We start from the raw sequence: 21287 nt of genomic DNA on the forward strand, positions 1-21287 counted from the left end.
CGCCCGAGGGCAGCCGGCTCGCCGACGAGTTCTACGCCGAGACGTGGGTCAGGCGGCGGCGGGGTCGACGCCGAACAGTTCCACGAACACCTCCGCGTGCCGCATCACGTACCCGGCCATCGTCGCCCAGCGCGTGGACAGTGATCAGTAGTTCGTCCTACGAACCGCAATAGTTCGTAGGACGAACTGGCACATCACTGTCGAGGTGTGCGAGGGGTGGTCAGCGCGGGTCGTCGCGCTCCCGCCGCACGGTGACCTTGCGGCCCTTGATGGTCGCGCCCCGCAACGACGCGATGACCTGCTGCGCGGCCGAGTCCGGCACCTCCACCAGCGAGAACCGGTCGGCGATCTCGATCGCGCCGATGTCGCGGCCGTTGAGCCGCGCCTCGCCCGCGATCGCGCCGACCAGGTCCTGCGGCCGGATGCCCGAGCTGCGGCCCGCGCCGACGAACAGCCTGGTCATGCCCGCGGACGGGCGGCGCGGCTTGCGCGGCTCACGGCGTTCGCCGCCACCCTCGCGGCCACGGCGGTCACCGGACGGTCCGGACCTCGGCACGTACTCCGGGATCTCCTCCTCGTCCGCCGCCGCGCCGGTGGCCTCGTGCGCGAGCTTGACCGCCGCCAGCGCCACCTCCATGACGTCGAACTCGTCGGTCAGCGTCTCCACCACGACCCGGAAGCCCTCCAGGTCGTCCTCCAGCAGGCTCTCGTGCAGCGCGGCGCGGGTCAGCTCCAGCTTGCGCGCCCGCAGGTCCGCGATCGTCGGGACCTTCTCCATGTGGATGCGCTGCTTGGTGACCCGCTCGATGGTCTTGAGCATGCCGTGCTCGCGCGGCTCGGCCAGGGTGATCGCCACGCCCTCGCGGCCTGCGCGCCCGATCCGGCCGATGCGGTGCACGTAGGACTCCGGCGCGGACGGCACGTTGTAGTTCACGACGTGCGTCAGCTGCTCGATGTCCAGGCCCCGGGCCGCCACGTCGGTGGCCACCAGCAGGTCGGCCGTGCCGTTGCGCAGCCGCGCCATCACGCGGTCGCGCTGCTCCTGGCTGATGCCGCCGTGCAGCGACTCGGCCCGGTAACCGCGCCCGTTGAGCGTCTCGGTGAGCTGGTCGACCTCGTCACGCGTGCGGCAGAACACGATCGCCGCGACCGGCGCCTCGACGTCCAGCACCCGGCCCAGCGCGGCCGGCTTGTGCGCGCGGGGCACGACGTACGCGCTCTGCCGCACCTTCGGCGCCTCGCCCGGCTCGGCCTGCTCGCGGCCGATGGTGATGCGCACCGGGTCGGACAGGTGCGTGCGGGCCAGGCGGTCGATGCGGCCGGGCATGGTTGCGGAGAACAACACGGTCTGCCGACCCGACGGCGTCTCGGCCAGGATCGTGTCCAGGTCCTCGGCGAAACCCATGTCGAGCATCTCGTCGGCCTCGTCGAGCACGACGACTTCCAGGTGCTCCAGCTTCAGCGTGCCCCGGCTGAGGTGGTCGACCGCGCGGCCCGGCGTGGCCACCACGACGTCCACGCCCTGCTCCAGCACCCGCAGCTGCCGACCGATGGGCTGGCCGCCGTAGATCGGCAGCACCCGCGCACCCAGCTCCCGGCCGTACCGGTGCACCGCTTCGGAGACCTGCACCGCCAGTTCCCGCGTCGGCACCAGCACGAGCGCGAACGGCGCCCGCCGGTCGCGCTCGCCTGCCGCCATGCGCTCCAGCACGGGCAGCGCGAACGCGGCCGTCTTGCCGGTGCCGGTGGCGGCCTGTCCGAGCAGGTCGCGGCCGGCGGTCAGCGGTGGGATGGCTTCACGTTGGATGGGGGTGGGCTCCTCGTAGCCGAGGCCGGACAGCGCCCGGAGCAGTTCGGGGCGCAACCCGAGGTCGGCGAAGCTGGTCCGGTCGTCGGGCTCGTCGTTCATGCCCTCAAGTCTCGCTGATCGCCCTCGAACCGCTCGGTGAGGGGGTCGCGTGAGGCGGCCGGTCCGGGATTCCGCGGTCACCGCGAATCCTGTCGCACCCGTCCGGCTCGGGTTCCGGGCGGCGGCGCGCGCCGGTCGCGCGGTTCGCGACGCGGTCACGCCGTCAAGGGTCGAACGCACCACGAGGGATATCGGTGGTCGAGTCCGCGGATCGCGGTAATCGACGGTCGACGGCCGGGCCGCCGTGCGCCGGACCGAAGTGCCGGTAATGCGGGAATCGGGCCGCGGGCGGACGTGGCGGAATTCCGGTGACGTCATCGGACGAGCCGCGGCGACCGCTCGGGGGAACGCCGGTGCGACCGATCGCCACGACCGGCGCCGGGGATTTGCCCGGAGGAAACACCTCGGTCGTCCGCTATACCTCTCCTATACTTGGCGATCCGCTTCCCCGCCCATGGTCAACTTCCCGGTAACGTGCCGTGGGATCGACACCGAGCGTGAGTGTCCGACCTGGGGAAGTGGTGCGCGTGGCGGTGGACGACTTGGACGGGCACTCCGGGCACGACGTCCGGCCGGTCTCGTTCGGCCTCGACGGCGTGTGGTTCGAGATCCGCCTCGGCGCCGCCAACGCGGCCGTCCTGCGTGCCGTCCTCGACCGGTTCGTGCGGGTCGCGCGGCGGGTGCCCGGCGGCGCGCCGGCACCGGTACGCAGCGCCGATGCCCCCCTGGCGCAGGTCGTTCGGCAGTGGGCGCGCGAGCACGGCTACCGGATCTCCGACCGCGGCCGGCTGTCGGAGATCGTGCTGGAGGCCTACGAACGCGCCCACCCCGGCCGTCGGCACGCGGACCGGTCGCCCCGAACTCCTTGATCACCCGCGGCGGCCGGGCGACCGTGACGCGCGGTGACCGTGACCGCCGTGGGGCCCAAGTCCGGCGGGCGCCGCCACCGCGCCCGGAGTCAGGCGCTGCCCTGATCGGCGGCATACCGCGACGGCACGCGCCAAGTGGTCCAAATGATATTTCCCCCCATCGTGACCGGCTGGGCACCATGTCACACGCTTTGGTCGGGAGATTTCAGGGTTCGACTGCCGGCTACCGCGCTCTGCGTCGTCTAGAGACTGGGGGTCGTGACCATGCGGGTGCAGATTCTCGGTGCTGTCGCCCTCGCACGTGAGGATCGTCGGATGGGTGTCGCCGCTCGTCAGGTGCGCACCCTGCTCGCGCTGCTGGCGCTTTCACCGGGCGCCCCCGTTCCGTTCGACCAGCTGGTCGAGGAATTGTGGGCCGGCAAACAGATGGGAAACGCCCGCAACGCGCTCCAGGCGAATGTGGTGCGGCTGCGCAAACTGCTGGAGCAGTTCGCCGACGTGCCGGGCGACTGCCTGGTCCGCACGGTGAGCAGCGGCTACGTGCTCGACCTGCCCGCCGCGGCGGTCGACGCGCACCTGTTCCGCGAGCTGGCCGACCTGGGCTCGGCCCTGGTGCCGCACCGCCCCGACGAGGCGATCGACCTGCTGGAACACGCGTTGCGGCTGTGGCAGGGGCCGGCGCTGTTCGACGTGAGCGACGGCACGAGGTTCCGCATCGAGGCGGCCCGGCTCGACGAGCGCAGGCTCGGCGCCCGCGAGGACCTCATCGCCGCCAAGCTCGCCAACGGCGAGGACCGCGGCGTGGTGCCCGAGCTCAAGCAGCTCGCGGCCGAGTACCCGGAGCGGGAGCGGTTCAGCGAGCAGCTGATGGTCGCGCTGTACCGCAACGGCAGGCAGACGGAGGCGCTGGACGTCTTCCACCACACGCGCAGACGTCTGGCGAGCGAGCTCGGGTTGGAGCCCGGTCGCGCGATGCGACGGCTCTACCAGGCGATCCTCGTCCACGACCAGGTACTGCTGTAGGAGGCGAAGTGCTGGAGTTCCGGGTCTTGGGACCGGTCGAGGTGCACCACGACGGGCAGGAGGTGCCGCTGGACGGGTCGAAACCGCGCACCGTCCTCACCGCGTTGCTGCTCGCCGACAACGGCGTCGTCTCCGACACCCAGATGAGCGATTTCCTGTGGGGCGACCACCCGCCCGCCACGTTCAACGCGCAGATCTACACCTACGTCTCGCGATTGCGCAAGACGCTGCGGCGCGAGGTCGGCATCACCCGCCGTTCCCGCGGCTACGAGCTGCGGCTCGCCGAGTGCGCGTTCGACCTGCGGGAGTTCGAGGAGCAGGCGGCACGGGGCCAGTCCGCGCTCGCCGCCGGCCACTACGAGGACGCGGCCCGGCTGCTGCGCGCGGCGTTGCGGCTGTGGCGCGGTCCCGCGTTGACGGGCGTGTCGGAGCACCTGGCGGACGCCGAGGCGCCGCGGCTGGAGGAGACGCGGATCGCCGCGCTGGCCGGCCGCGTCGAGGCCGACCTCGCGTTGGGCAGGCACGCCCAGCTGCTGCCCGAGCTGACCAAGCTCGTGCGCCGGCACCCGTTGCAGGAGCGGTTCCGCGCCCAGCTCATGACCACGTTCTACCGCTGCGACCGGCAGGCCGACGCGCTCGTGCTCTACGAGGAGGGCCGCCGGATGCTCGCCGACGAGCTGGGCATCGACCCCGGCTCGCTGCTGCGCGAGGTGCACCTGGCGATCCTCACCGCCGACCCCGTGCTGGCGTCGCCACGCCGGGTGGCGGTCTAGCCGGGTGTCCGAAGTGGACCGGGCAGCGGCGCCGCGGCGGTGACGGAGGACGGCCGGCTGCGGCCGGCTCTGGTGCGGTGTACTGAGCGTTGAACTCGGGGGTCCTGAACGTAGGACTCACGCGTTCTGGGTGTAGGACTCGCGGTGAAGCGGTTAAGGTGCTGAGGGTGAAGCCGCTGCGTTGGGGTGTCCTCGGGGCCACTGGGCACATCGCGAGCCGGGTGGTGCCGGCGATCCACCGGACGGCGGGCAACGCGGTGGTGGCGGTGGCGAGCAGGGCGGGGCGGCGCGCGAAGGCGGTAGAGGTGGCGCGTCCGTTCGGGGCCCGCGTGCACGACGGGTACGACGAGCTGCTGGCCGACCCGGACGTCGACGCCGTGTACATCGCGCTGCCCAACACCCAGCACGTGCCGTGGACGTTGCGCTCGCTCGACGCGGGCAAGCACGTGCTGGTGGAGAAGCCGATGGCGTTGTCCGAAGAGGACTGCGTGCGCGTCGAGCGCGCCGCCGCCGACCTCGTGGTGATGGAGGCGTACATGTACCGCTTCCACCCGCAGCAGCGGCGTGCGGCCGAACTGCTGGCCTCGGGCGAGATCGGCGAGCTGCGGGTGGTGCGGTCGGCGTTCGCCTACCCGACCGCGGTCGAGGACAACATCCGGTTCGACCCGGCGCTGGGCGGCGGCGCGACCTGGGACGTCGGCTGCTACGCGTTCGACGTGCCGCTGTGGGCGTTCGACGCCGAGCCGCGCGCGGTGCGGGCCCGGTTCCACTCGCGGGAGGTCGACCTGAGCGCGGTGGCGACGCTCGACTTCGGCGACGGCCGGTGGGCCGTGATGGACTACAGCCTCGAGTACGGGCCGCGCGCGACCTACGAGTTCCAGGGCACGCGCGGATCGATCTCCGTGCGCAACGCGTGGACCCGTCCGGACGAGGAAGGGCTGATCACGGTCGTCACGCTGGACGGCGTGCGCGACGAGGCGGTGCCGGCCTCCGACGCCTACGAACACCAGGCCGCCGCTTTCGCCGAGGCGGTCCGCGAGCGGATCACGCCGCTGGTGTCGCCCGCGCACTCGGCGCGCACCGCCCGGGTGGGCCAAGCGCTCGTCCGGTCGGCCGCGACCGGCGCCGAAGTGGACCTCCGCCGCCGGCCGTGACACGTCAGCCCGCCGCTTTCCACCGGCGGGGTGCGCGGCGTCGCTGCGAGCCCTTGCGGATGCGGGTCTTCATCAGGCTGCGCGCGGGCCGTCAACACCTTGCGGGCGCAATGCGGTCGGACGACATCAACCACCCCCTTGAATCGGAGATAGATTCACGTTCTTGCTCGCCACGCGGGGACCTATCGCTGTGTGCGGAAGGGCGAAGTCACCGTTTCCGTAATTTCTGTTGAAGACACAACGAATGGTTGGCGGTCGCGTGAACTCCTCCTCTCGCGTTCACCCCGTGGGGTAGGTTGGAACGGCCGCCCGGCACGAACGAGGCGGGTGCGGGAAATCCCCGAACCCGCCGGAGTTAGTGGACCCCGAGTAACGACGCGAAGGGGTTGGATGCATGCACCTGGAGATACGTCACGCCAGGGTGGTCACCACCCTTGCCGAGGCCGGCAGCATCTCGAAGGCCGCGGCGAAGCTGTCCCTGCCCCAACCGAGCCTCACCGCCCAACTGAGACGGATCGAGAAGGCGGTCGGCGGCGACCTGTTCGTGCGTTCGGCCTTCGGGATCACTCCGACGCCGCTGGGGGAGCGATTGATCCCGATGCTGGCGGATCTCGCCACCAGGGCCGACGCGGTGGTCGCGGAGGCGTCCTCGCTGTCCTCCGGAATTCTCCGCATCGGCAACGCCGAATGGACACCGGTGACGCTGCGGCGCGCGTTGCAGTCGTCACTGCCCTCGGTCGAGGTGCAGACGGTGACGCTCGACCCGGCCCTCGGCGTGGACGCGGTCAGCCGCGGCGAGCTCACCGCGGCGCTCGTGCCCAGCCCGGAAGCGGTGGACGGGGTGCGGGACCTCGATCCCGCGCTGGCCAAGGAGATCATCGTGCGCGAGCCGATCTGGCTGGCGCTGCCGCGTGATCACGCGCTCGCGCGCAGGACTACGGTGAGCCGAAGGCACATGCTGTCGCTGAGCTGGGTGCACCACGTGCCCGGGCACTGGTTCCACGTCGTCGAGGAGCACCTGTTCCGCAGGCTCGACCACCCCACGCCGGAGGTCATGCACTACGCGGGCGGGCACGCCGAGGCGATGAGCTGGGTGCGCGACGCGGGGGCGGCGGCGTTGGCCACGCCGACCGGGTCGACGTCGGACGTGAGCCTGGTGGCGATGACCGAGCCGTTGCGCAGCAGGCTGCTGCTCGTGTGGCGGCCGGGGTCGATCCACCCGAACACGCTGCGGCTGCTGATCGACGCGTTGCGCCGGTACTACTGCGAGTACGCCCGTTCGATCCCGCGCTACTGGAACTGGATGACCGAGCGGCCGACCGACTTCCCGGAGCTGGCCGCGTTCCTGCCGCGCCCGACCCGGTGGTGGCCGCGCGATTCGGCCGGTGACCAGCCACAGGCCCAGTCCTCCCGCACCGCCGCCACCTGAGCCCCGCGAGTCCTACGTCCAAGGTTCGAGAGTCCTACGTTCGCGACCCCCGAATTCAACGCTCAGACACCCCGCACCGGGACGTGAGCGTTGAATTCGGGGGGCCTGGACGTAGGACTCTCGAACCGCGAACGTAGGACTCGCGGGACTTGAGGGCGACGGTCACCGGGGAGTCGGGTCGGGGCGACCCGTTCCGGGTGGGCGTCGGCTCACCGCGGCGAACCCCGCCAGCCACCGCGCCACCCCGGCGGCCGACCGCAGCCGCACCCAGGGCACCCCGGCCCGCGCCAGCTGGCCGGGGTACTCGGCCCGGTGCCTGCGGCCGGCCTTCACGGCCCACACCAGCACCGAGTCCCGGCCCACCAGGAACGCCGGCCGTTCCCGGTTGCCGTTCCACAGCACGGTCCGGCGCGCGATCCGGGCCGTGCTGCGGCGCGCCAACCGCGGCAGGGCCACCCGGAGCGGCAGGTCCAGCCACACGATCAGGTCCGCCCGGTGCCACAGCACGTCCGCCGTCACCGAGGCCAGGTTGCCGTCGACCACCCACGCCGGCCCGTCCGTCACCGCCGCCACCCGCGCCCGGATCTCGTCCGCCGGTGGCGTCGTCCAGTCCGGGCCGTGCTGGATCGCGTCCAGCTCCACGTGCGGGCCACCCACGAGAGGCGCCAGCTCGCGCGCCAACGTCGACTTGCCGGCGCCGCTCACGCCGAGCACCACGATCCGCCGCGGGGTCATGCGCCCAGCCTCCCAGCAGGGGAGGTGACCGAGCCGGCCCGCTCTCACCGGGCTGGAGGCCCACCGCGGTGGTGCCGCACGGCGACGGGTCCGACAGCTGTGGGTTCCCCCTGTCCACCGCCGTCAGTGACGTGTCAGCGGGTTGTCAGCCGTGTTCGCGAGGATGTGGTCGAGAGCGCTTCCCGGTCGGTCGGGCCGCTCACCGGGCTTGACGAGAGAGGGACGACAACGTGGCACCTGCCTTCGCGGTGATTTCGGGCGCTCAGGTCGACGAGGTACTGCGAGGGCGCGAGAAGCACGTGCTCGAACTCGTCGAGGCGGCCTACCGGTGGCACGGTGAAGGCGCCACGATCAATCCACCGTCCTACTTCCTGCGGTTCCCCGAAGACCCCTCGTCGCGGATCATCGCGCTGCCCGCCTCCATCGGCGGCGACATCGGCGTGCACGGGGTGAAGTGGATCTCCAGCTTCCCCGCGAACGTCGCCGCAGGCCTGCCGCGCGCGTCCGCGGTGCTGATCCTCAACGACCGCGAGACCGGCTACCCGATCGCCTGCCTGGAGAGCTCCATCGTCAGCGCGGTGCGCACCGCCGCGTCCGCCGCGCTGGCCGCGGACTGGCTCAGCCGAGGCCGGCACCGCCCCGCCAGGGTCGGGTTCGTCGGCACAGGCCTGATCGCCCGCTACATCCACACCTACCTGACCGCGACCGGGTGGAGCTTCGACCAGGTCGGCGTGCACGACCTGAGCGCCGACTCCGCGAACGGCTTCCGCGAGTACGCCCTGGACGCGGGCGACGGCGCGGTGGAGGTCCACGACAGCGCCGAGAGCCTGATCCGGTCGAGCGACCTGGTCGTGTTCGCCACCGTCGCGGGCACGCCGCACGTCACCGACCCGGCGTGGTTCGACCACAACCCGCTGGTGCTGCACGTGTCGTTGCGCGACCTGTCGCCCGAGGTGATCCTCGCGTCCGCGAACGTGGTGGACGACGTCGAGCACTGCCTGAAGGCGAACACCTCGCCGCACCTGGCCGAGCAGCTCACCGGCAACCGGGAGTTCCTGTCCGGCACGTTGCACGACGTCATGACCGGAGCGGTGACGCCACCGGCGGACCGGCCGCTGGTGTTCTCCCCGTTCGGCCTGGGCGTGCTGGACCTGGCGGTCGGCAAGCACGTCTACGACGAGGTGTCGCGGGCGGGTCGGCTGGCCGTGGTCCCGGACTTCTTCCACGACCTCGACCGCCACGGCAAGCGCTGAACCGCCTGACCGTGCACCTCGCCTAGGAGTCGGCGCATGCCAGTGATATCGACGCCCCAGGATTTCAACGTGGACGACCTCTACGTGGACCTCCGGCGGCTCTCGGGCCACCCGCTGTACCTCAAGTGCGAGGGGTTCAACTTCGCCGGGTCCATCAAGCTCAAGGCCGCCAACGAGATGGTGTCCGCCGCCGTGCGCGCGGGCACCCTGCGCGAGGGCGCGACGCTGGTGGAGAGCTCGTCGGGGAACCTCGGGGTGGCGCTGGCGATGGTGGCGGCGAGCCGCGGCTACCGGTTCCTGTGCGTCACCGACGCGCGCTGCAACCCCGCCACCAGGCAGCTGATGGAGGCGTTGGGCGCGCGGGTGCACGTCATCACCGAGCCCGACCCCCAGGACGGCTACCTCGGCGCCCGCATCCGCTACGTCAAGCAGGTGTGCGAGGACGAGGGTTTCGTGTGGCTCAACCAGTACGCCAACCCGGCGAACTGGATGGCGCACTTCCAGAGCACCGGCCCGGAGATCCTGAAGAGCTTCCCCGAGGTCGACGTGGTGTTCATCGGCGCGGGCAGCACCGGCACGCTGATGGGCTGCGCGCGGTACTTCAAGGAGAACAAGCCGTCGGTGCGGGTCGTCGCGGTGGACTCGGTCGGCTCGGTCACCTTCGGCACGCCCGCGCTACCGCGACTGCTGCCGGGCCTGGGCACCAGCGTCCGCCCGCCGCTGCTGGACGAGTCGTTCGTGGACGAGGTGCTGCACGTGGCGGAGCGGGACACCGTGCGCGCCTGCCGGTCGTTGCTGCGGCACGGCTTCCTGTTCGGCGGCTCGACCGGCACGGTGATTTCCGGCGCGGCCGACTGGCTCGCGCGCAACCGGCCCGACGGCGACGTGATCGCGGTGGCGATCGCGCCGGACCTCGGCGACCGCTACCTGGACACCGTCTACCGGGACCAGTGGATCAGCGACAGTTACGGCGCGGACCTGCTCGCCGAGGACGCCACGCCCGCGTAAAGCCTGCCGTGACCCGACGGCCGCCCCTGTCCGCCGGTCGCCGCCCGTGGTCGAGATCGCGGAGTTCCGCACCCTGATGTCGCACTGCCCGACCGACTGCCAGACCGACTGACCGCGCGTGGGCGGGCCGGCCGGCCTTACGGCAGTTGGAGAACCACGATCGCCCCGGCGGCCCCTGTCGCCGGGGCGATCGCGCGCTAGCCTCGGGGAGGTGGCCCGGTTCTCGCCAGTGATCACCAGGTACGCGCCGGAGAACTTCGACCTGTGGCCGGTGTCCGGCGACGGCGGCTGGCTGCACCTGGACGGGAGGGTGGGGCAGGACGACGTCGGCTCGGTGCTCTGCGCGATGTACCTGCACAGCGGCGGCCGGGACGCCCGGACCGCAGCCGCGGCCGTGCACGAGCTGATCGGCTTCGACACCCTGTGCGGGCGTGGCGGGCTGCTCCTCGACGGCGACGACGGCGTGCGCGTCGAACCCGTCGGCACCGACCTGTTCGAGTGGCGCACGTGGTTGCACGCGCTGCACCGCGCGCCGGTCGACCTCGGCCACCCTCCCGCGCCGTGGGTCGAGTACGTCGGCGTGGACGTGGTCCGCGTGTGGGTGCACGAAGGACGCGACGTGCCGCACGTGGACGTGCCCCGGACCGCGCTGCCCGCGATGCTGCGCGCCGCGCAACGCGACCTGGCCGACTTCCTCGGCCCGTTGCGCAGCTGGGCCGGCGTCCACTCGCCCCACCAGGTGGAGCTGCTGGTGGCGAGCGTGGACGCCGGCCTGCAGATCACCGAGCCGTTGCCGCTGTAGCCCAGGCCGGGATCAGCGCACGCAGTCGACGGGCGGCGAGGTCCGACCGGGCGCCTCGGTCTCCGTGGCGGGTGGCGGGACGGAGTGGCCGCCGGTGGGCGTGCCGGTGGCACCGTCGGCGAGGAAACCCGCCATGAACGTCCGCACCGCCACCGGGTCGACCTGGTGGCCCCGGCCCCCGTCGACGTCGACCTCGTCGCCGAGCGGGATGATCGCGGTCCGCACGGTGGGGGTGAGCCGCCCGGCGAGGTCGAGCACGTCCAGGCCGGGGTCGACGCGCACGCTGGTCGCCACCAGTTGCGCCAGCCGGGCGACCTGCGCCGGCCCGGCCTCGGCCACCTTCGCCGCGAGCGAGCGCAGGAACGCCTGTTGCCGCAGGATCCGGTCGAGGTCGCCGTTCGCGAGCCCGTTGCGCTGCCGCAGGAACGCCAACGCCTGGGCGCCCGAGACCGACTGCGGCCCGGCGGGCAGGTCGATGCCGGAGAGCTCGTCGCGGGCCGGGCGCCGGAGGCAGACGGGCACGCCGCCGACCGCCTCGGACAGCGTGCTGAACGCCGCCATGTCGACCGCCGCGTAGTGGTCGACCGGCACGCCGGTCAGCGACCCGACGGTCCGGACGAGCGACTCCACGCCCGCCGAGTCGCCGTCGCGCCCCTCGGCCCGCGCCGCCTCGTGGGCCCGGGCGTAGGCCGAGTTCAGCCGGCCCCGGCCCACGCCGGGGATGTCGACCAGGGCGTCCCCGGGCAGCGCCGCCGCGCTGACCACGCCGTCGACGCCGACCTTCGCCAGCACGACGGAGTCGGTGTTCGCCGCCCCGTCCAGGCCGATCAGCAGCACGGTCCGCGCGGTCGTGGTCGCGGGGGGCGCGGCCGGATCGGTGGTCGGCGGCGCCGCGCTCCGGTCCACGGTCAGCGGCACGACCACCGCGACGGCCGCGGCGACGACGGTCAACCCGGCCGCGGCGAACAGCGCGAAGGGCCGCCGCCGGGTCCGCTCGCCGTGCAGGTTCGCCAGCACGGTCCGGCGGTCGACGGCCTGGCCGGCCTCGGCCGAGATCGCTTCGCGGATGAGGGCCTCTTGCCGGGTGTCGGTCATCGCAGCACCTCCGACGGCGCGTTCTCGTTGACCCGCAGCGTGTGCAGCGCGCGGGAGATGTGGCTGCGGACGGTCCCCTCCGTGCAGCCCAGGATTGCGGCGATCTCGGCGTCGGTGCTGTCCTCGTAGTAGCGCAGCACGAGCGCGGCCCGCTGCTTGCGCGGCAGCACGGCGATCCGGGCGCGCATCGCGTCCCGCTCGGCGTGGCGCACGGCCGGGTCGGCGACCGCGGGGGCCAGGTCGTCGAGCACGACGTGGGTGGAGGACACGTCCCGGGCCGCCCGGCGGCGACGCCACGACAGGTACTCGTTGGTCACCATCCGCTTGACGTACAGGTAGGGCACGTCGACCGCGCCGATCCGTGCCCACTTGTGCCGCGCGCGCACCAGCACCTCCTGGACGATGTCCTGGGCCAGGTGCTTGTCGCACGTCAACGCGGTGGCGTACCGCAGTAGTCGATCAAGACGCTCGGTGACGAACTGGTCGTAGTCGGCCGGCACGTCGCCCCCTTCCGCCGCTCTCGGGTTTCCGTTGCGGACGGGAAACCCTCCGGAGGACGTCCCCCGTTGAACCACTCGGGTGTGACCTGTGACACTCTCTGCCCACGGCCCGTGCCGAAGATCGGCCCGACCGGCGTGGTCCGGCGGGAACTCCGACCACTCGTCGCGCGGTCAGGCGGACGTCCCCGGTCCGCCGAGGCCGGCGGTGGCGTGCAGACCGGTCAGGGCCGCGGCGGCGGTGAAACCGAGGATCGGGTCCGGTCGGTCGGAGAGCAGGCTCGCGTACAGCGGCCGGTAGTGCGCGACCTTGCGCGGCGTCCGACCGTCACCGCCGTGCTCGGCCAGCAGCTCCCCACCCCGGCACGCGAACCCGGTCATCGCCGTGTGATCCAGCCACACCTCCACGTCACCGCAGGTGAAGACGGTGGACTTGCTGCTCGCGCCGGTGCGCCAGGTGGTGTGCAACCGGGCCGTGCCCACCGCGCCGCGGGACCGGAACGACGCCACGGCCCAGCAGCTCGTGCGCTCGTCCCGCAGCGACGTCACCTCCACGACCCGCACCAGGCGGGCCAGCACGGTGAGCTGGTTGATGCCCGAGTCCGTCCACGCCGAGATGTAGGACGTGAACGCCTGCTCGCCCTTGAGCACGTACGGGTCGGTGAACGCCGACGTGACGGCGGTGACCGGCCCCCACTCCGGGTGGGCGGCCACCAGGTCGGCCGCCCACCGCACCTCGGGCGAGAACGCGAAGTGGTGCGCGGTGAACAGCCGGTCGTGCGAGCCGGGCAGGTCGCCCAGCCGGTCCACCGACGCCGGGTCCGGCGCCAGCGGCTTCTCCACCAGCACCCGCGCGTCGGAGCCGGTCAACACCGACGCGGCGAGGTCGGCGTGCGAGTCCGCCGGTGTGGCGATCACCACCAGGTGCGGCCGGTGCGCTGCCAAGGCCTCGTCGAGGTCCCGGTGGTGCGCGGGGACCGCGCCCCGGAACACCGGCGGCTCGGCGTGCGGGTCGACGGTGAACACGAGGTCCACCTCGGGCCGTTCGGCGAGCACCTCCAGGTGCGTCCGGGCGATGGCGCCGACCCCGACCAACCCGACCCGTGTCCGTCCCTCGACCGGTTGCACTTCGGCAGCGTCCACACCCGGCAGTATCCCCGCGCCCCGCACGACGCCGATCGGGCGGGGCCGCCGCCTTCTTGATCGTGACGACCAGGACACATCGCGTGGCTCGGCGGCACCGCGACGAGGTAGTTTCGGCCTCGTCCGGCGCGCACCAGCCACGGGGAGCACATGCGATTCCTCTTCCGCCCACCCGCCAGCGAGGCCGGTGGACTGCTCTCCCTGCCGTGGGCCCAGCCGTTGGAGGAGTGGGACGAGAAGCTGCTGCTGACCGTCCCGCAGCGGGGCATCTCGCGGCACGTCGTGCGGTTCGTCGCCAGCGAGGGCCGCGTGTACGCGCTCAAGGAGATCGCCGAGTCGCTGGCCCGGCACGAGTACGCCGTGCTCGGCGACCTGGAGGGCGAGGGCATGCCCTCGGTGTCGGTGCTCGGGCTGTGCGTCGACCGCCCGGACGACCAGCAGGCCATCCTGGTCACCCGCTACCTCGACCACTCGATGTCCTACCGCTACCTGTTCTCCAGCCCGCGCGGCGAGCACTCGGCCGAGCGCCTGGTGGACGTGCTGGTCGAGCTGCTGGTGCGGCTGCACCTGTCCGGCACGTTCTGGGGCGACTGCTCGCTGTCGAACACGCTGTTCCGGCTCGACGCGGGCAACCTGGCCGCCTACCTGGTGGACGCCGAGACCGTCGAGCGCCACCCGCAGCTGTCCGCCGGCCAGCGGACCTACGACGTGGACCTGGCCCGTGAGCGCATCGGCGGCGAGCTGATGGACCTGGAGGCCGGCGGCCTGCTGCCGTCCGACATCGACCCGATCGAGGTCGCCGACAGCGTGCCCCGGCGGTACGCCGCGCTGTGGGACGAGGTGACCCGCGAGGAGTTCTTCCAGCTCGACGAGCAGCGCTACCGGGTGGCCGAGCGCCTGCGCCGGCTCAACGACCTCGGCTTCGACGTGGACGAGGTCGAGCTGGTCACCTCGGACAGCGGCGCGCGGCTGCGGGTGGACATCCGGGTCGCCGAGATCGGCCAGAGCCGCCGCGAGCTGTTCAAGCTCACCGGCCTGGAGGCGCAGGAGGGCCAGGCCCGGCGCCTGCTCAACGACCTGCGCTCGTTCCGCGCGTACCTGGAGCAGCGCGACGGCGCGCCCGTGCCCGAGACGACCGCCGGCCACCTGTGGCGCAACGAGGTCTACGACCCGGTGGTCGCCGCCGTGCCGCCCGACCTGCTCGGCGTGCTGGCGCCGGCGGAGCTGTTCCACGAGGTGCTGGTCCACCGCTGGTTCCTGTCCGAGAACGCGGGCCGCGACGTGGGCACCACCGCCGCGCTGCGCTCCTACCTCGCCACCGTGCTGCCGGAGCAGGAGGCGTCGGATCGGGACAGCTCGCCCGGGGACGACGACTTCGAGTGACCGGCCGTCTACATTGGCCGGCATGATCTTCGGGATCGCGGCGCTCGTGCCCGCCCTGTTCTTCGTGGTCGGCGTGATCCGGGACCGGCGGCGCCTCGGCAACGCGGTGTGGCTCGGCGTGACGCTGGTGCTCCTCCTGCTGTGGCTGGTGTTCCGGGCCTCGGCGACCGGCGGGTGGCCGGCCGTCGCCGTCGGGTACGCGTTCGTGGCCGTGCTGCTGGGGCTGGGTTTCGTGCTGCCGGGCGCGCTGGTCGCCAACGGCGTGCTCATGCTGCGCCGCGAGGGTCTCGGCCTGGCGAACCTGCTCTCGCTGCTCGCCGGGCTCGCGATCTTCGGCCTGGTGGTCGCGTTCGGGTTCGCCACCGCGCACACCGGGCCGGTGGTCGACGCGGTGATCGGGTCGCTGCTGATCGTCTCGGCCTACGTCGCGTTCCTGTTCGTCAGCCTGCTGCTGTACTCGATCGCGTACGGCAGCGTCGGCCGCCGCACGGGCTTCGACGCGATCGTGGTGCTCGGAGCGGGCCTGATCGGCGACCGGGTGCCGCCGTTGCTGGCCGCGCGACTGGACCGCTGCCTGCACCTGTACCGCCGGGAGGTGGCCGCGGGCCGCACGCCGCTGCTCGTCGTCTCGGGCGGGCAGGGGCCGGACGAGGCGGTGTCCGAGGCGGCGGCGATGCGCGACTACCTGCTGCGCCGGGACGTGCCGGACGAGCTGATCGTGCTGGAGGACCGCGCGACGACGACCGAGGAGAACCTGTCCTACAGCGCGAAGCTCCTCGCCGAACGGCGGTGGACGGGCCGTGCGGTCGCGGTGACCAACAACTTCCACGTCTTCCGCGCCGCCGTGCTGGCCCGGCGGCTGCGGCTGCGCATGCAGATCATCGGCGCGCCGACGGCGTGGTACTTCCTGCCCAGCGCGTTCCTGCGCGAGTTCGCCGCCCTGCTGGCCCAGAACCCGGTCGTGCACACCGCCACGTGCGGCCTGCTGGTCGGCCTGCACCTGCTGCTGACCCTGTCCTGAGCCTCCGCGCGGCGGTCTCCCGCGGGGATCACGTCGGAGCACGCGGCGGAGGGGGTTCAGCGGAGGTGGTCGGTGAACCAGGAGACGATCAGTCCGATGGTCGCGGCGAGCCCTTCCCTGGCCCACTCGTGACCGACGCCGGGGTGCAGCACGAGTCGCGTCGGTTTGCCCAGCTCACGCAGCCTGCGGTACATCCGCTCGGACTCCGCCGGGTCGACGTTGGCGTCGTTCTCGCCGTGCATGAGCAGCACCGGCGCGGTGAGGCGGTGCGCGTTGCCGAGCGGGCTGCGCTCGGTGAGGACGGCCACGTCGGCGGGGTCGTCGGGATCGCCGATCCAGTCCACCGCCCGCTTGCGCCAGGTCGGCGGGAACCCCTCGATGTCGCTGAGCAGGTCCGACGGCCCGCACTCGCTCACACCGGCCCGCCACAGGTGCGGCAGCCTGGTCAGGCACGACAGCGCGGCGAACCCGCCGTACGACGCGCCGTGCACGCCCAGCCGCGTCGTGTCCGCCCAGGGCACGTCGTCCAGCAGCCGCACCGACGCCTCCAGGTCGGCCAGGTCGCCGCCGCCCCAGTCGCGGTAGATCAGCCGCTGGTAGCGCATCCCGCAGCCGGACGAGCCGCGGGAGTTCGGCGCCAGCACGCCGATCCCGCGCGCCAGCAGCGACTGCACCAGTGGGTCGAACATCGGCTTCGCCTGGTACTCCGGTCCACCGTGGACGGTCACCACCACCGGTGTCGCGCGGTCCGCGCCCGCCGACGGCGGCCGGTAGAGCAGGCACGGCACGGTTTCGCCGTCCGCGCTGGTCGCGTGCACGAGGGTCGGCGGCACGATCGCGTCCGGCAGCCGTGCGCCGCAGTCGGTCAGCTGCCTGGCCCGGCCGCCCGGCAGGTCCACCAGGAACAGGTCGGTCGCCCCGTCCGGCCGGCCGAGCTGGACCAGCAGGTCGCCGGCCGCGGTGAACCGCGGCGCGAAGCCGTCGAGGCCGAACTCGGTGACCGCGACACCGCGCGGGAGCCCGGTGACGTCGGCGGGTGGGCCGCCGACCTCCGCCCACCTCAGCCGCGTGCAGCCGTTCTCGTTGAGGCCCCACGCCAGCCGCGTGCCGTCCGGTGCGAGGGCCCCGCCCTCCACATCGGACTCGGGGGTGTCGAGCCAGGTCAGCCCGCCGTCCAGGGACAGCGTGGCGAGACCGAGGAAGTCACGGCCCTGGGTCGTGCACAGGTAGACGCCGGAGGAGTCGGGCAGCCACGCGAACGGGTGGTACTTCGCCGGGCCGTCGTGCGGGGTGAGCAGCCGGACCTCGTCGGTGGCGAGGTCGCACGCGAACAGGTCCTGCTCGGTGTTCTGGTGCAGCCGCAGCACGAGCAGCAGCCGCGCGTCGGGGGAGAAGGCGATGGGCAGGTAGCGGTCGTCGCCGCGCAGCACGATCCGCTCGCCGCCGGTGCGCAGGTCGCGCACCAGCACGTCGAACACCTCGCGGTCACGGGCGTTGGACGCGTAGGCGAGCAGCGACCCGTCCGGGCTGTAAGGCCGTCCGTTGCTGCCGTGCGGGGTGCCGATCTCGCACCGCACGCCCTCCTCGGCGACCAGCCACTCCACCTCGCCCGTCACCGGGTCGACCTCGGCCAGCCGGTGGTCCTCGCCGCCGTTCGGGTCCGTCAGCACCAGCAGCCGCGCGCCGTCCGGCCGCCACACGCACCGGCGGACCGACCCGGCCACCTCCACGTGACGAGGGGTTCCGCCCAGCGTCGACACCCACGGCTGCGGCCGGCCGGAGGCGTCGCCGACGAACACCACGCCCCGGCCGTCCGGGCTCGGCTCCGCGCCGGTCAACCACTCGAAGTCGGTCCAGCCCGCCGTGCCGCCGTGCTCCTCGCCGACCTGCCGCGCCGATCCGTCCACGCCGCCCCCAAGTGATTTCAAATTGTGCAATCAGTGACAGTGAACCAAATCGCCGGCGGACGCGGCAAGGGCGGGTGGGTTAGCCTCGGCGGCGTGCCGGTCCCGTCTGACCACCCCGCCCGCGACGCCACGGTCGAGGAGCTGAAGGTGCTCGCGCACCCGCTGCGGTGGCGCGTCCTGCGGTTGTGCTGGGACCGGGCGTTGACGAACAAGGAGCTGGCGGACCGGCTCGGCGTCGCGCCGGCGACCGTGCTGCGGCACGTGCGGGCGTTGGTGAAGCAGGACTTCCTGGTCGCCGAACCGGTGCGCAGCGGCGCGCGCGGCGCGGTGGAGCGGCCGTACCGGTCGACCGGCCGGACGTGGCGGTTGGGGCTGGTCGACGTCGAGGGCGAGGGCCTGGTCCAGCGGGTGGACCTGGCGATGCTCGCCGCGCACCGGGCCGAGGTGCTGGAGGCCGGGCCGGACGCCTACCGGGACACCGCCCGGGGTGTGCTGCGCCTCGGGGCGGAGTCGCAGGCGGAGCTCAACGCCCGGATGATCGCGCTGATCACCGAGTTCGTCGAGCGCGACGACGCGGACGGCGAGCCGTTGAGCTACCTGTGGTCGTTGGTGGCGCGTCCGGAGCGGTGAGCCCGGGTGCCCGATCGGACGATGGTTGTCCCCTTGGTCAGCCTTGGTTGCAGTCCACTGGGGACATCGGTGGATCTCACGTCATTCCGGGATGCGATGACGGTGTGGCGGCGCCGGCCGTGCGGCACTGAACCTGGTTCTCGGCGGCGCCGTGCCCGTCCCTCCGGGGGTGGGTCCGGCGTCCGGCGTGCTGCCCGAGCACCACGCCGGACAGCACGAGCACGAGTCCGAGCGCTTGGCGCGCACCCAGCGACTCGTCGGCCAGCAGCACGCCGAGCACGACCCCGGTGACCGGGTTGAGCAGGCCGATCAGCCCCACCGTCCCCGCGTCCAGGTGGCGCAGGCCGGTGAACCAGGCGACGAACGCGAGCGCGGTGGCGACCACGGACACGAACGCGAAGCCGAGCAGACCGGCGCTGGTGAGCGGCGGGGGAGCGCCCTCGACCACGAGCGCCGGCCCGACGAGCACCGCGCCACCCGCGAGGAGCTGCCACGACGTCACCGGCAGCACGTCCGCGCCCGCGCCCCAGCGCTTCGTGAGGACGTGCCCGAACGCGGACATGGCCATCGCGGCGACCGACACGAGGACCCCGATCGGGTCGACGGCGTTCAGGCCCGAGGCGAGCATGAGCACCACGCCGACGATGCCCGTGAGCGCGCCCAGCACCGCCCGGCCGCGTGGTCGTTCACCGAGCAGGGGCCACGCCAGGGCGATCATCACGACCGGCGACGTGGCCATGATGGTCGAGGCCAGGCTGGTCGGCAGCAGCTGCGCGGCGAGGTAGACGAGCGCGAAGAACGCGCCCATGTTCACCGTGCCGAGCACGAGCGACCGCCACCACCACGGGCCACGAGGACGTTCGCGGCACAAGAGGAGCAGCAGCACGCCGGCGGGGAGCGCGCGCAGCACCCCGCCCCACAGCGGCTGGTCGGCGGGCAGGAAGTGGTGCGTGACGTAGTACGTCGAGCCCCACGCGACCGGGGCGATGGCGGTGACCAGGCCCCACCGGACAGTTTCCACGGAAGACACTATAGCTTCCACGGAAGCTATAGTGTGGTGGCATGGAACTCGACCGCGTGGCCCGGATCCAGGCCGAATGGGCTCGGGAACGGCCGGACCTCGACGTCACGCCCCAGGGCGTGATCGGCAGGCTGCACCGACTCGCGGCCGTGCTGACCGAGCAACTGGCCGTGGTGTACCGGCGGCACGGGCTCGGTGAGGGCGAGTTCGACGTGCTGGCCGCGTTGCGCCGCGCGGGCGCGCCGTACGAGCGCGCGCCGGGGGAGCTGGCCCAGTACACGATGGTGACCACGGGCGCGATCACCAAGCGCATCGACCGGCTGGAGCGGGACGGCCTGGTGACGCGGAGGGCGGGGCAGGACGACGCCAGGCGGCGCGTGGTCGCGTTGACCGAGGCGGGCAAGCGGGTGATCGACCAGGCGTTCGCCGAGCACATGGCCAACGAGCGGCAGCTGCTCGACGCCCTCGACGCCGACGACGCCGGGCACTTGGAGCGGATCCTCACCACCTGGCTGGCCCGCTTCGAACCGCCGCGCTGACCGCCGCGCCCACCGCCGTCGCACCGGCGTCGTTTGCCCGCACGCGCGTCGGGTAGTCGGACGGCAACCGAAGTGGGTATCCGCGAGGCAACGGGAGTCGACATGTCCAGACCCGGCACAGCGACGACACGCACACCGGTCCAACTGGCGGCGACGGTGGTGGGCGCGGTGTTCCTCGTGGTGGGGATCGCCGGGTTCATCCCGGGCATCACCACCGACTACGACACGCTCCAGTTCGCGGGGCACGAGTCGCAGGCCAAGCTGCTCGGCGTGTTCGCCGTGTCCATCCTGCACAACATCGTGCACCTGGCGTTCGGCGTCCTCGGCCTGGTGATGGCCAGGACGTTGCGCAACGCGTTCCTGTACCTGGTCGCGGGCGGCGTCGTCTACCTGCTGCTGTGGTTGTACGGGCTCATCATCGACCACGACAGCTCGGCCAACTTCGTGCCGCTGAACGGCGCCGACAACTGGCTGCACCTGCTGCTGGGCATCGGCATGATCGCGCTCGGCTTCGCGTTGGGCCGACCGGCTCGGTCGAACCGGGCCGCCGGCAACGGGTAGGTCGGAGGGAGGCGACGACTGTGGCGACCGTTGATCCCGGTTCGGGGTCGGAGCCCAGGTCCGGGTCCGGGTTCGAGGACACGCCGACCGGGGGGCTGCAGCGGTACGTGCGGGACGTCGTGGTCGAAGTGGGGTCGGCGCGCGGGTGCTGGCGTGCCGACCCCGGTCCACCCGCGACGGCGTACCTGGTGGTGGACGGGGACCTGCCGTCGTTCCCCGGCCGGGACTTCACCCTGCTGTGGGACGAGGAGTACGGCTGGGCCGCCGCCGTCCGGACCCGGCCGGCCGAGCCGCCGGTGGTGATCACCTACCGGGGCGGCGACGTGCTGCCGCCGGTGCCGGAGGTGGCCGCGTACGTGGCGGCGCTGAGGCGCGGCGACCACCCCGGCGACCCGAGGCCGATCCGGCTGCGCGCGTACGGCACACCGGACGACCTGACCGACCGCCTGCGCACCTACCGACCATGACCGGCCTGTCGGGCGTCCGGCTCCGACTGACCGACAGGTAGACGTCGGGGTCCGGCGATCGGTGGCTG

Annotated in this window: 21 protein-coding genes; 14 read left to right on the forward strand and 7 right to left on the reverse strand. The window is 72.7% G+C overall.

Translation table 11 applies throughout. From position 1 onward, the window contains the following. Nucleotides 1–220: 220 nt before the first annotated feature. Nucleotides 221–1909, reverse strand: a complete 1689-nt coding sequence (locus tag ACQPYE_RS14850; RefSeq protein WP_498721769.1) for a DEAD/DEAH box helicase — start codon at nt 1907–1909, stop codon at nt 221–223. A 527-nt stretch (nt 1910–2436) separates the two neighbouring features. Between ACQPYE_RS14850 and ACQPYE_RS14855 the strand changes: the two genes are divergently transcribed. The 5 genes from ACQPYE_RS14855 (at nt 2437) to ACQPYE_RS14875 (ending at nt 7157) form a co-directional block, all read left to right on the forward strand. Continuing rightward, entirely contained in the window at nt 2437–2778 is a 342-nt protein-coding gene (locus ACQPYE_RS14855) for a histone-like nucleoid-structuring protein Lsr2 (protein ID WP_498721770.1), read from the forward strand. Nucleotides 2779–3093: 315 nt separating this feature from the next. Further along, nucleotides 3094–3801 (forward strand): AfsR/SARP family transcriptional regulator, encoded by a 708-nt coding sequence (locus ACQPYE_RS14860; RefSeq protein ID WP_498721772.1) that lies wholly within the window; start codon nt 3094–3096, stop codon nt 3799–3801. 8 nt (nt 3802–3809) lie between these two features. Continuing rightward, complete coding sequence (locus ACQPYE_RS14865) at nt 3810–4574, forward strand: AfsR/SARP family transcriptional regulator (protein ID WP_498721773.1); 765 nt, start codon at nt 3810–3812, stop codon at nt 4572–4574. Nucleotides 4575–4741: 167 nt separating this feature from the next. Then, on the forward strand, nt 4742–5728 hold the full coding sequence (locus ACQPYE_RS14870) for a Gfo/Idh/MocA family protein (protein WP_498721774.1): 987 nt from the start codon (nt 4742–4744) through the stop codon (nt 5726–5728). Between the two features lie 394 nt (nt 5729–6122). Next, entirely contained in the window at nt 6123–7157 is a 1035-nt protein-coding gene (locus ACQPYE_RS14875; protein WP_498721775.1) for a LysR family transcriptional regulator, read from the forward strand. Between the two features lie 162 nt (nt 7158–7319). Here ACQPYE_RS14875 and ACQPYE_RS14880 read toward each other — a convergent pair whose 3' ends face one another. Continuing rightward, on the reverse strand, nt 7320–7892 hold the full coding sequence (locus ACQPYE_RS14880; RefSeq protein WP_498721777.1) for a P-loop NTPase family protein: 573 nt from the start codon (nt 7890–7892) through the stop codon (nt 7320–7322). Nucleotides 7893–8122: 230 nt separating this feature from the next. Here ACQPYE_RS14880 and sbnB point away from each other — a divergent pair, with 230 nt between their 5' ends. The 3 genes from sbnB to ACQPYE_RS14895 all read left to right on the forward strand — a co-directional run bounded on the left by sbnB (nt 8123) and on the right by ACQPYE_RS14895 (nt 10955). Continuing rightward, nucleotides 8123–9145, forward strand: coding sequence for a 2,3-diaminopropionate biosynthesis protein SbnB (sbnB, locus tag ACQPYE_RS14885; RefSeq protein ID WP_498721778.1), 1023 nt, complete (start codon nt 8123–8125; stop codon nt 9143–9145). Nucleotides 9146–9181: 36 nt separating this feature from the next. Next, the gene (gene sbnA, locus ACQPYE_RS14890; protein ID WP_498721779.1) at nt 9182–10153 is read left to right on the forward strand and encodes a 2,3-diaminopropionate biosynthesis protein SbnA; all 972 of its coding nucleotides are present in this window, start codon (nt 9182–9184) and stop codon (nt 10151–10153) included. Between the two features lie 211 nt (nt 10154–10364). Then, nucleotides 10365–10955, forward strand: coding sequence for a hypothetical protein (locus tag ACQPYE_RS14895; RefSeq protein ID WP_498721780.1), 591 nt, complete (start codon nt 10365–10367; stop codon nt 10953–10955). Nucleotides 10956–10967: 12 nt separating this feature from the next. Here the strand turns inward: ACQPYE_RS14895 and ACQPYE_RS14900 are convergent, their stop codons facing one another. The 3 genes from ACQPYE_RS14900 to ACQPYE_RS14910 form a co-directional block, all read right to left on the reverse strand. Further along, a complete protein-coding gene (locus ACQPYE_RS14900; RefSeq protein ID WP_498721781.1) occupies nt 10968–12050 on the reverse strand; it encodes an LCP family protein in 1083 nt (360 codons plus the stop codon). Then, a complete protein-coding gene (locus ACQPYE_RS14905; protein ID WP_498721782.1) occupies nt 12047–12550 on the reverse strand; it encodes a SigE family RNA polymerase sigma factor in 504 nt (167 codons plus the stop codon). The genes ACQPYE_RS14900 and ACQPYE_RS14905 overlap by 4 nt, the downstream gene beginning before the upstream one ends. A gap of 171 nt (nt 12551–12721) precedes the next feature. Next, nucleotides 12722–13690: a Gfo/Idh/MocA family protein gene (locus ACQPYE_RS14910; protein WP_498721783.1), complete on the reverse strand. Its 969-nt coding sequence runs from the start codon at nt 13688–13690 to the stop codon at nt 12722–12724. Between the two features lie 150 nt (nt 13691–13840). Here ACQPYE_RS14910 and ACQPYE_RS14915 point away from each other — a divergent pair, with 150 nt between their 5' ends. Further along, a complete protein-coding gene (locus tag ACQPYE_RS14915) occupies nt 13841–15073 on the forward strand; it encodes a DUF4032 domain-containing protein (RefSeq protein ID WP_498721784.1) in 1233 nt (410 codons plus the stop codon). A gap of 22 nt (nt 15074–15095) precedes the next feature. After that, entirely contained in the window at nt 15096–16094 is a 999-nt protein-coding gene (locus ACQPYE_RS14920; protein ID WP_498721785.1) for a YdcF family protein, read from the forward strand. Nucleotides 16095–16150: 56 nt separating this feature from the next. On the opposite strand, the gene ACQPYE_RS14925 is transcribed toward ACQPYE_RS14920, so the two are convergent. After that, a complete protein-coding gene (locus tag ACQPYE_RS14925; protein WP_498721786.1) occupies nt 16151–18001 on the reverse strand; it encodes a S9 family peptidase in 1851 nt (616 codons plus the stop codon). A gap of 93 nt (nt 18002–18094) precedes the next feature. Here ACQPYE_RS14925 and ACQPYE_RS14930 point away from each other — a divergent pair, with 93 nt between their 5' ends. Next, a complete protein-coding gene (locus tag ACQPYE_RS14930) occupies nt 18095–18631 on the forward strand; it encodes an ArsR/SmtB family transcription factor (RefSeq protein WP_498721787.1) in 537 nt (178 codons plus the stop codon). Nucleotides 18632–18707: 76 nt separating this feature from the next. On the opposite strand, the gene ACQPYE_RS14935 is transcribed toward ACQPYE_RS14930, so the two are convergent. Continuing rightward, the gene (locus ACQPYE_RS14935) at nt 18708–19652 is read right to left on the reverse strand and encodes an EamA family transporter (RefSeq protein WP_498721789.1); all 945 of its coding nucleotides are present in this window, start codon (nt 19650–19652) and stop codon (nt 18708–18710) included. Between the two features lie 41 nt (nt 19653–19693). Here ACQPYE_RS14935 and ACQPYE_RS14940 point away from each other — a divergent pair, with 41 nt between their 5' ends. The 3 genes from ACQPYE_RS14940 (at nt 19694) to ACQPYE_RS14950 (ending at nt 21219) form a co-directional block, all read left to right on the forward strand. Further along, complete coding sequence (locus tag ACQPYE_RS14940; RefSeq protein WP_498721791.1) at nt 19694–20191, forward strand: MarR family winged helix-turn-helix transcriptional regulator; 498 nt, start codon at nt 19694–19696, stop codon at nt 20189–20191. 102 nt (nt 20192–20293) lie between these two features. Beyond that, nucleotides 20294–20752: a DUF4383 domain-containing protein gene (locus ACQPYE_RS14945; protein ID WP_498721792.1), complete on the forward strand. Its 459-nt coding sequence runs from the start codon at nt 20294–20296 to the stop codon at nt 20750–20752. Between the two features lie 20 nt (nt 20753–20772). Next, nucleotides 20773–21219, forward strand: a complete 447-nt coding sequence (locus ACQPYE_RS14950; RefSeq protein ID WP_498721793.1) for a DUF6292 family protein — start codon at nt 20773–20775, stop codon at nt 21217–21219. Nucleotides 21220–21287 lie beyond the last annotated feature (68 nt).

This window comes from Actinosynnema sp. CA-299493, from assembly GCF_050946825.1.
In the GTDB taxonomy this organism is placed as follows: domain Bacteria; phylum Actinomycetota; class Actinomycetes; order Mycobacteriales; family Pseudonocardiaceae; genus Actinosynnema.

Coding starts and splice junctions, on each gene's coding strand:
- ACQPYE_RS14875 (WP_498721775.1), top strand. CDS start 6,123: ATGCACCTGGAGATACGTCACGCCAGGGTGGTCACCACCCTTGCCGAG.
- ACQPYE_RS14880 (WP_498721777.1), bottom strand. CDS start 7,892: ATGACCCCGCGGCGGATCGTGGTGCTCGGCGTGAGCGGCGCCGGCAAG.
- ACQPYE_RS14860 (WP_498721772.1), top strand. CDS start 3,094: ATGGGTGTCGCCGCTCGTCAGGTGCGCACCCTGCTCGCGCTGCTGGCG.
- ACQPYE_RS14920 (WP_498721785.1), top strand. CDS start 15,096: ATGATCTTCGGGATCGCGGCGCTCGTGCCCGCCCTGTTCTTCGTGGTC.
- ACQPYE_RS14945 (WP_498721792.1), top strand. CDS start 20,294: ATGTCCAGACCCGGCACAGCGACGACACGCACACCGGTCCAACTGGCG.
- sbnA (WP_498721779.1), top strand. CDS start 9,182: ATGCCAGTGATATCGACGCCCCAGGATTTCAACGTGGACGACCTCTAC.
- ACQPYE_RS14915 (WP_498721784.1), top strand. CDS start 13,841: ATGCGATTCCTCTTCCGCCCACCCGCCAGCGAGGCCGGTGGACTGCTC.
- ACQPYE_RS14850 (WP_498721769.1), bottom strand. CDS start 1,909: ATGAACGACGAGCCCGACGACCGGACCAGCTTCGCCGACCTCGGGTTG.
- ACQPYE_RS14940 (WP_498721791.1), top strand. CDS start 19,694: ATGGAACTCGACCGCGTGGCCCGGATCCAGGCCGAATGGGCTCGGGAA.
- ACQPYE_RS14900 (WP_498721781.1), bottom strand. CDS start 12,050: ATGACCGACACCCGGCAAGAGGCCCTCATCCGCGAAGCGATCTCGGCC.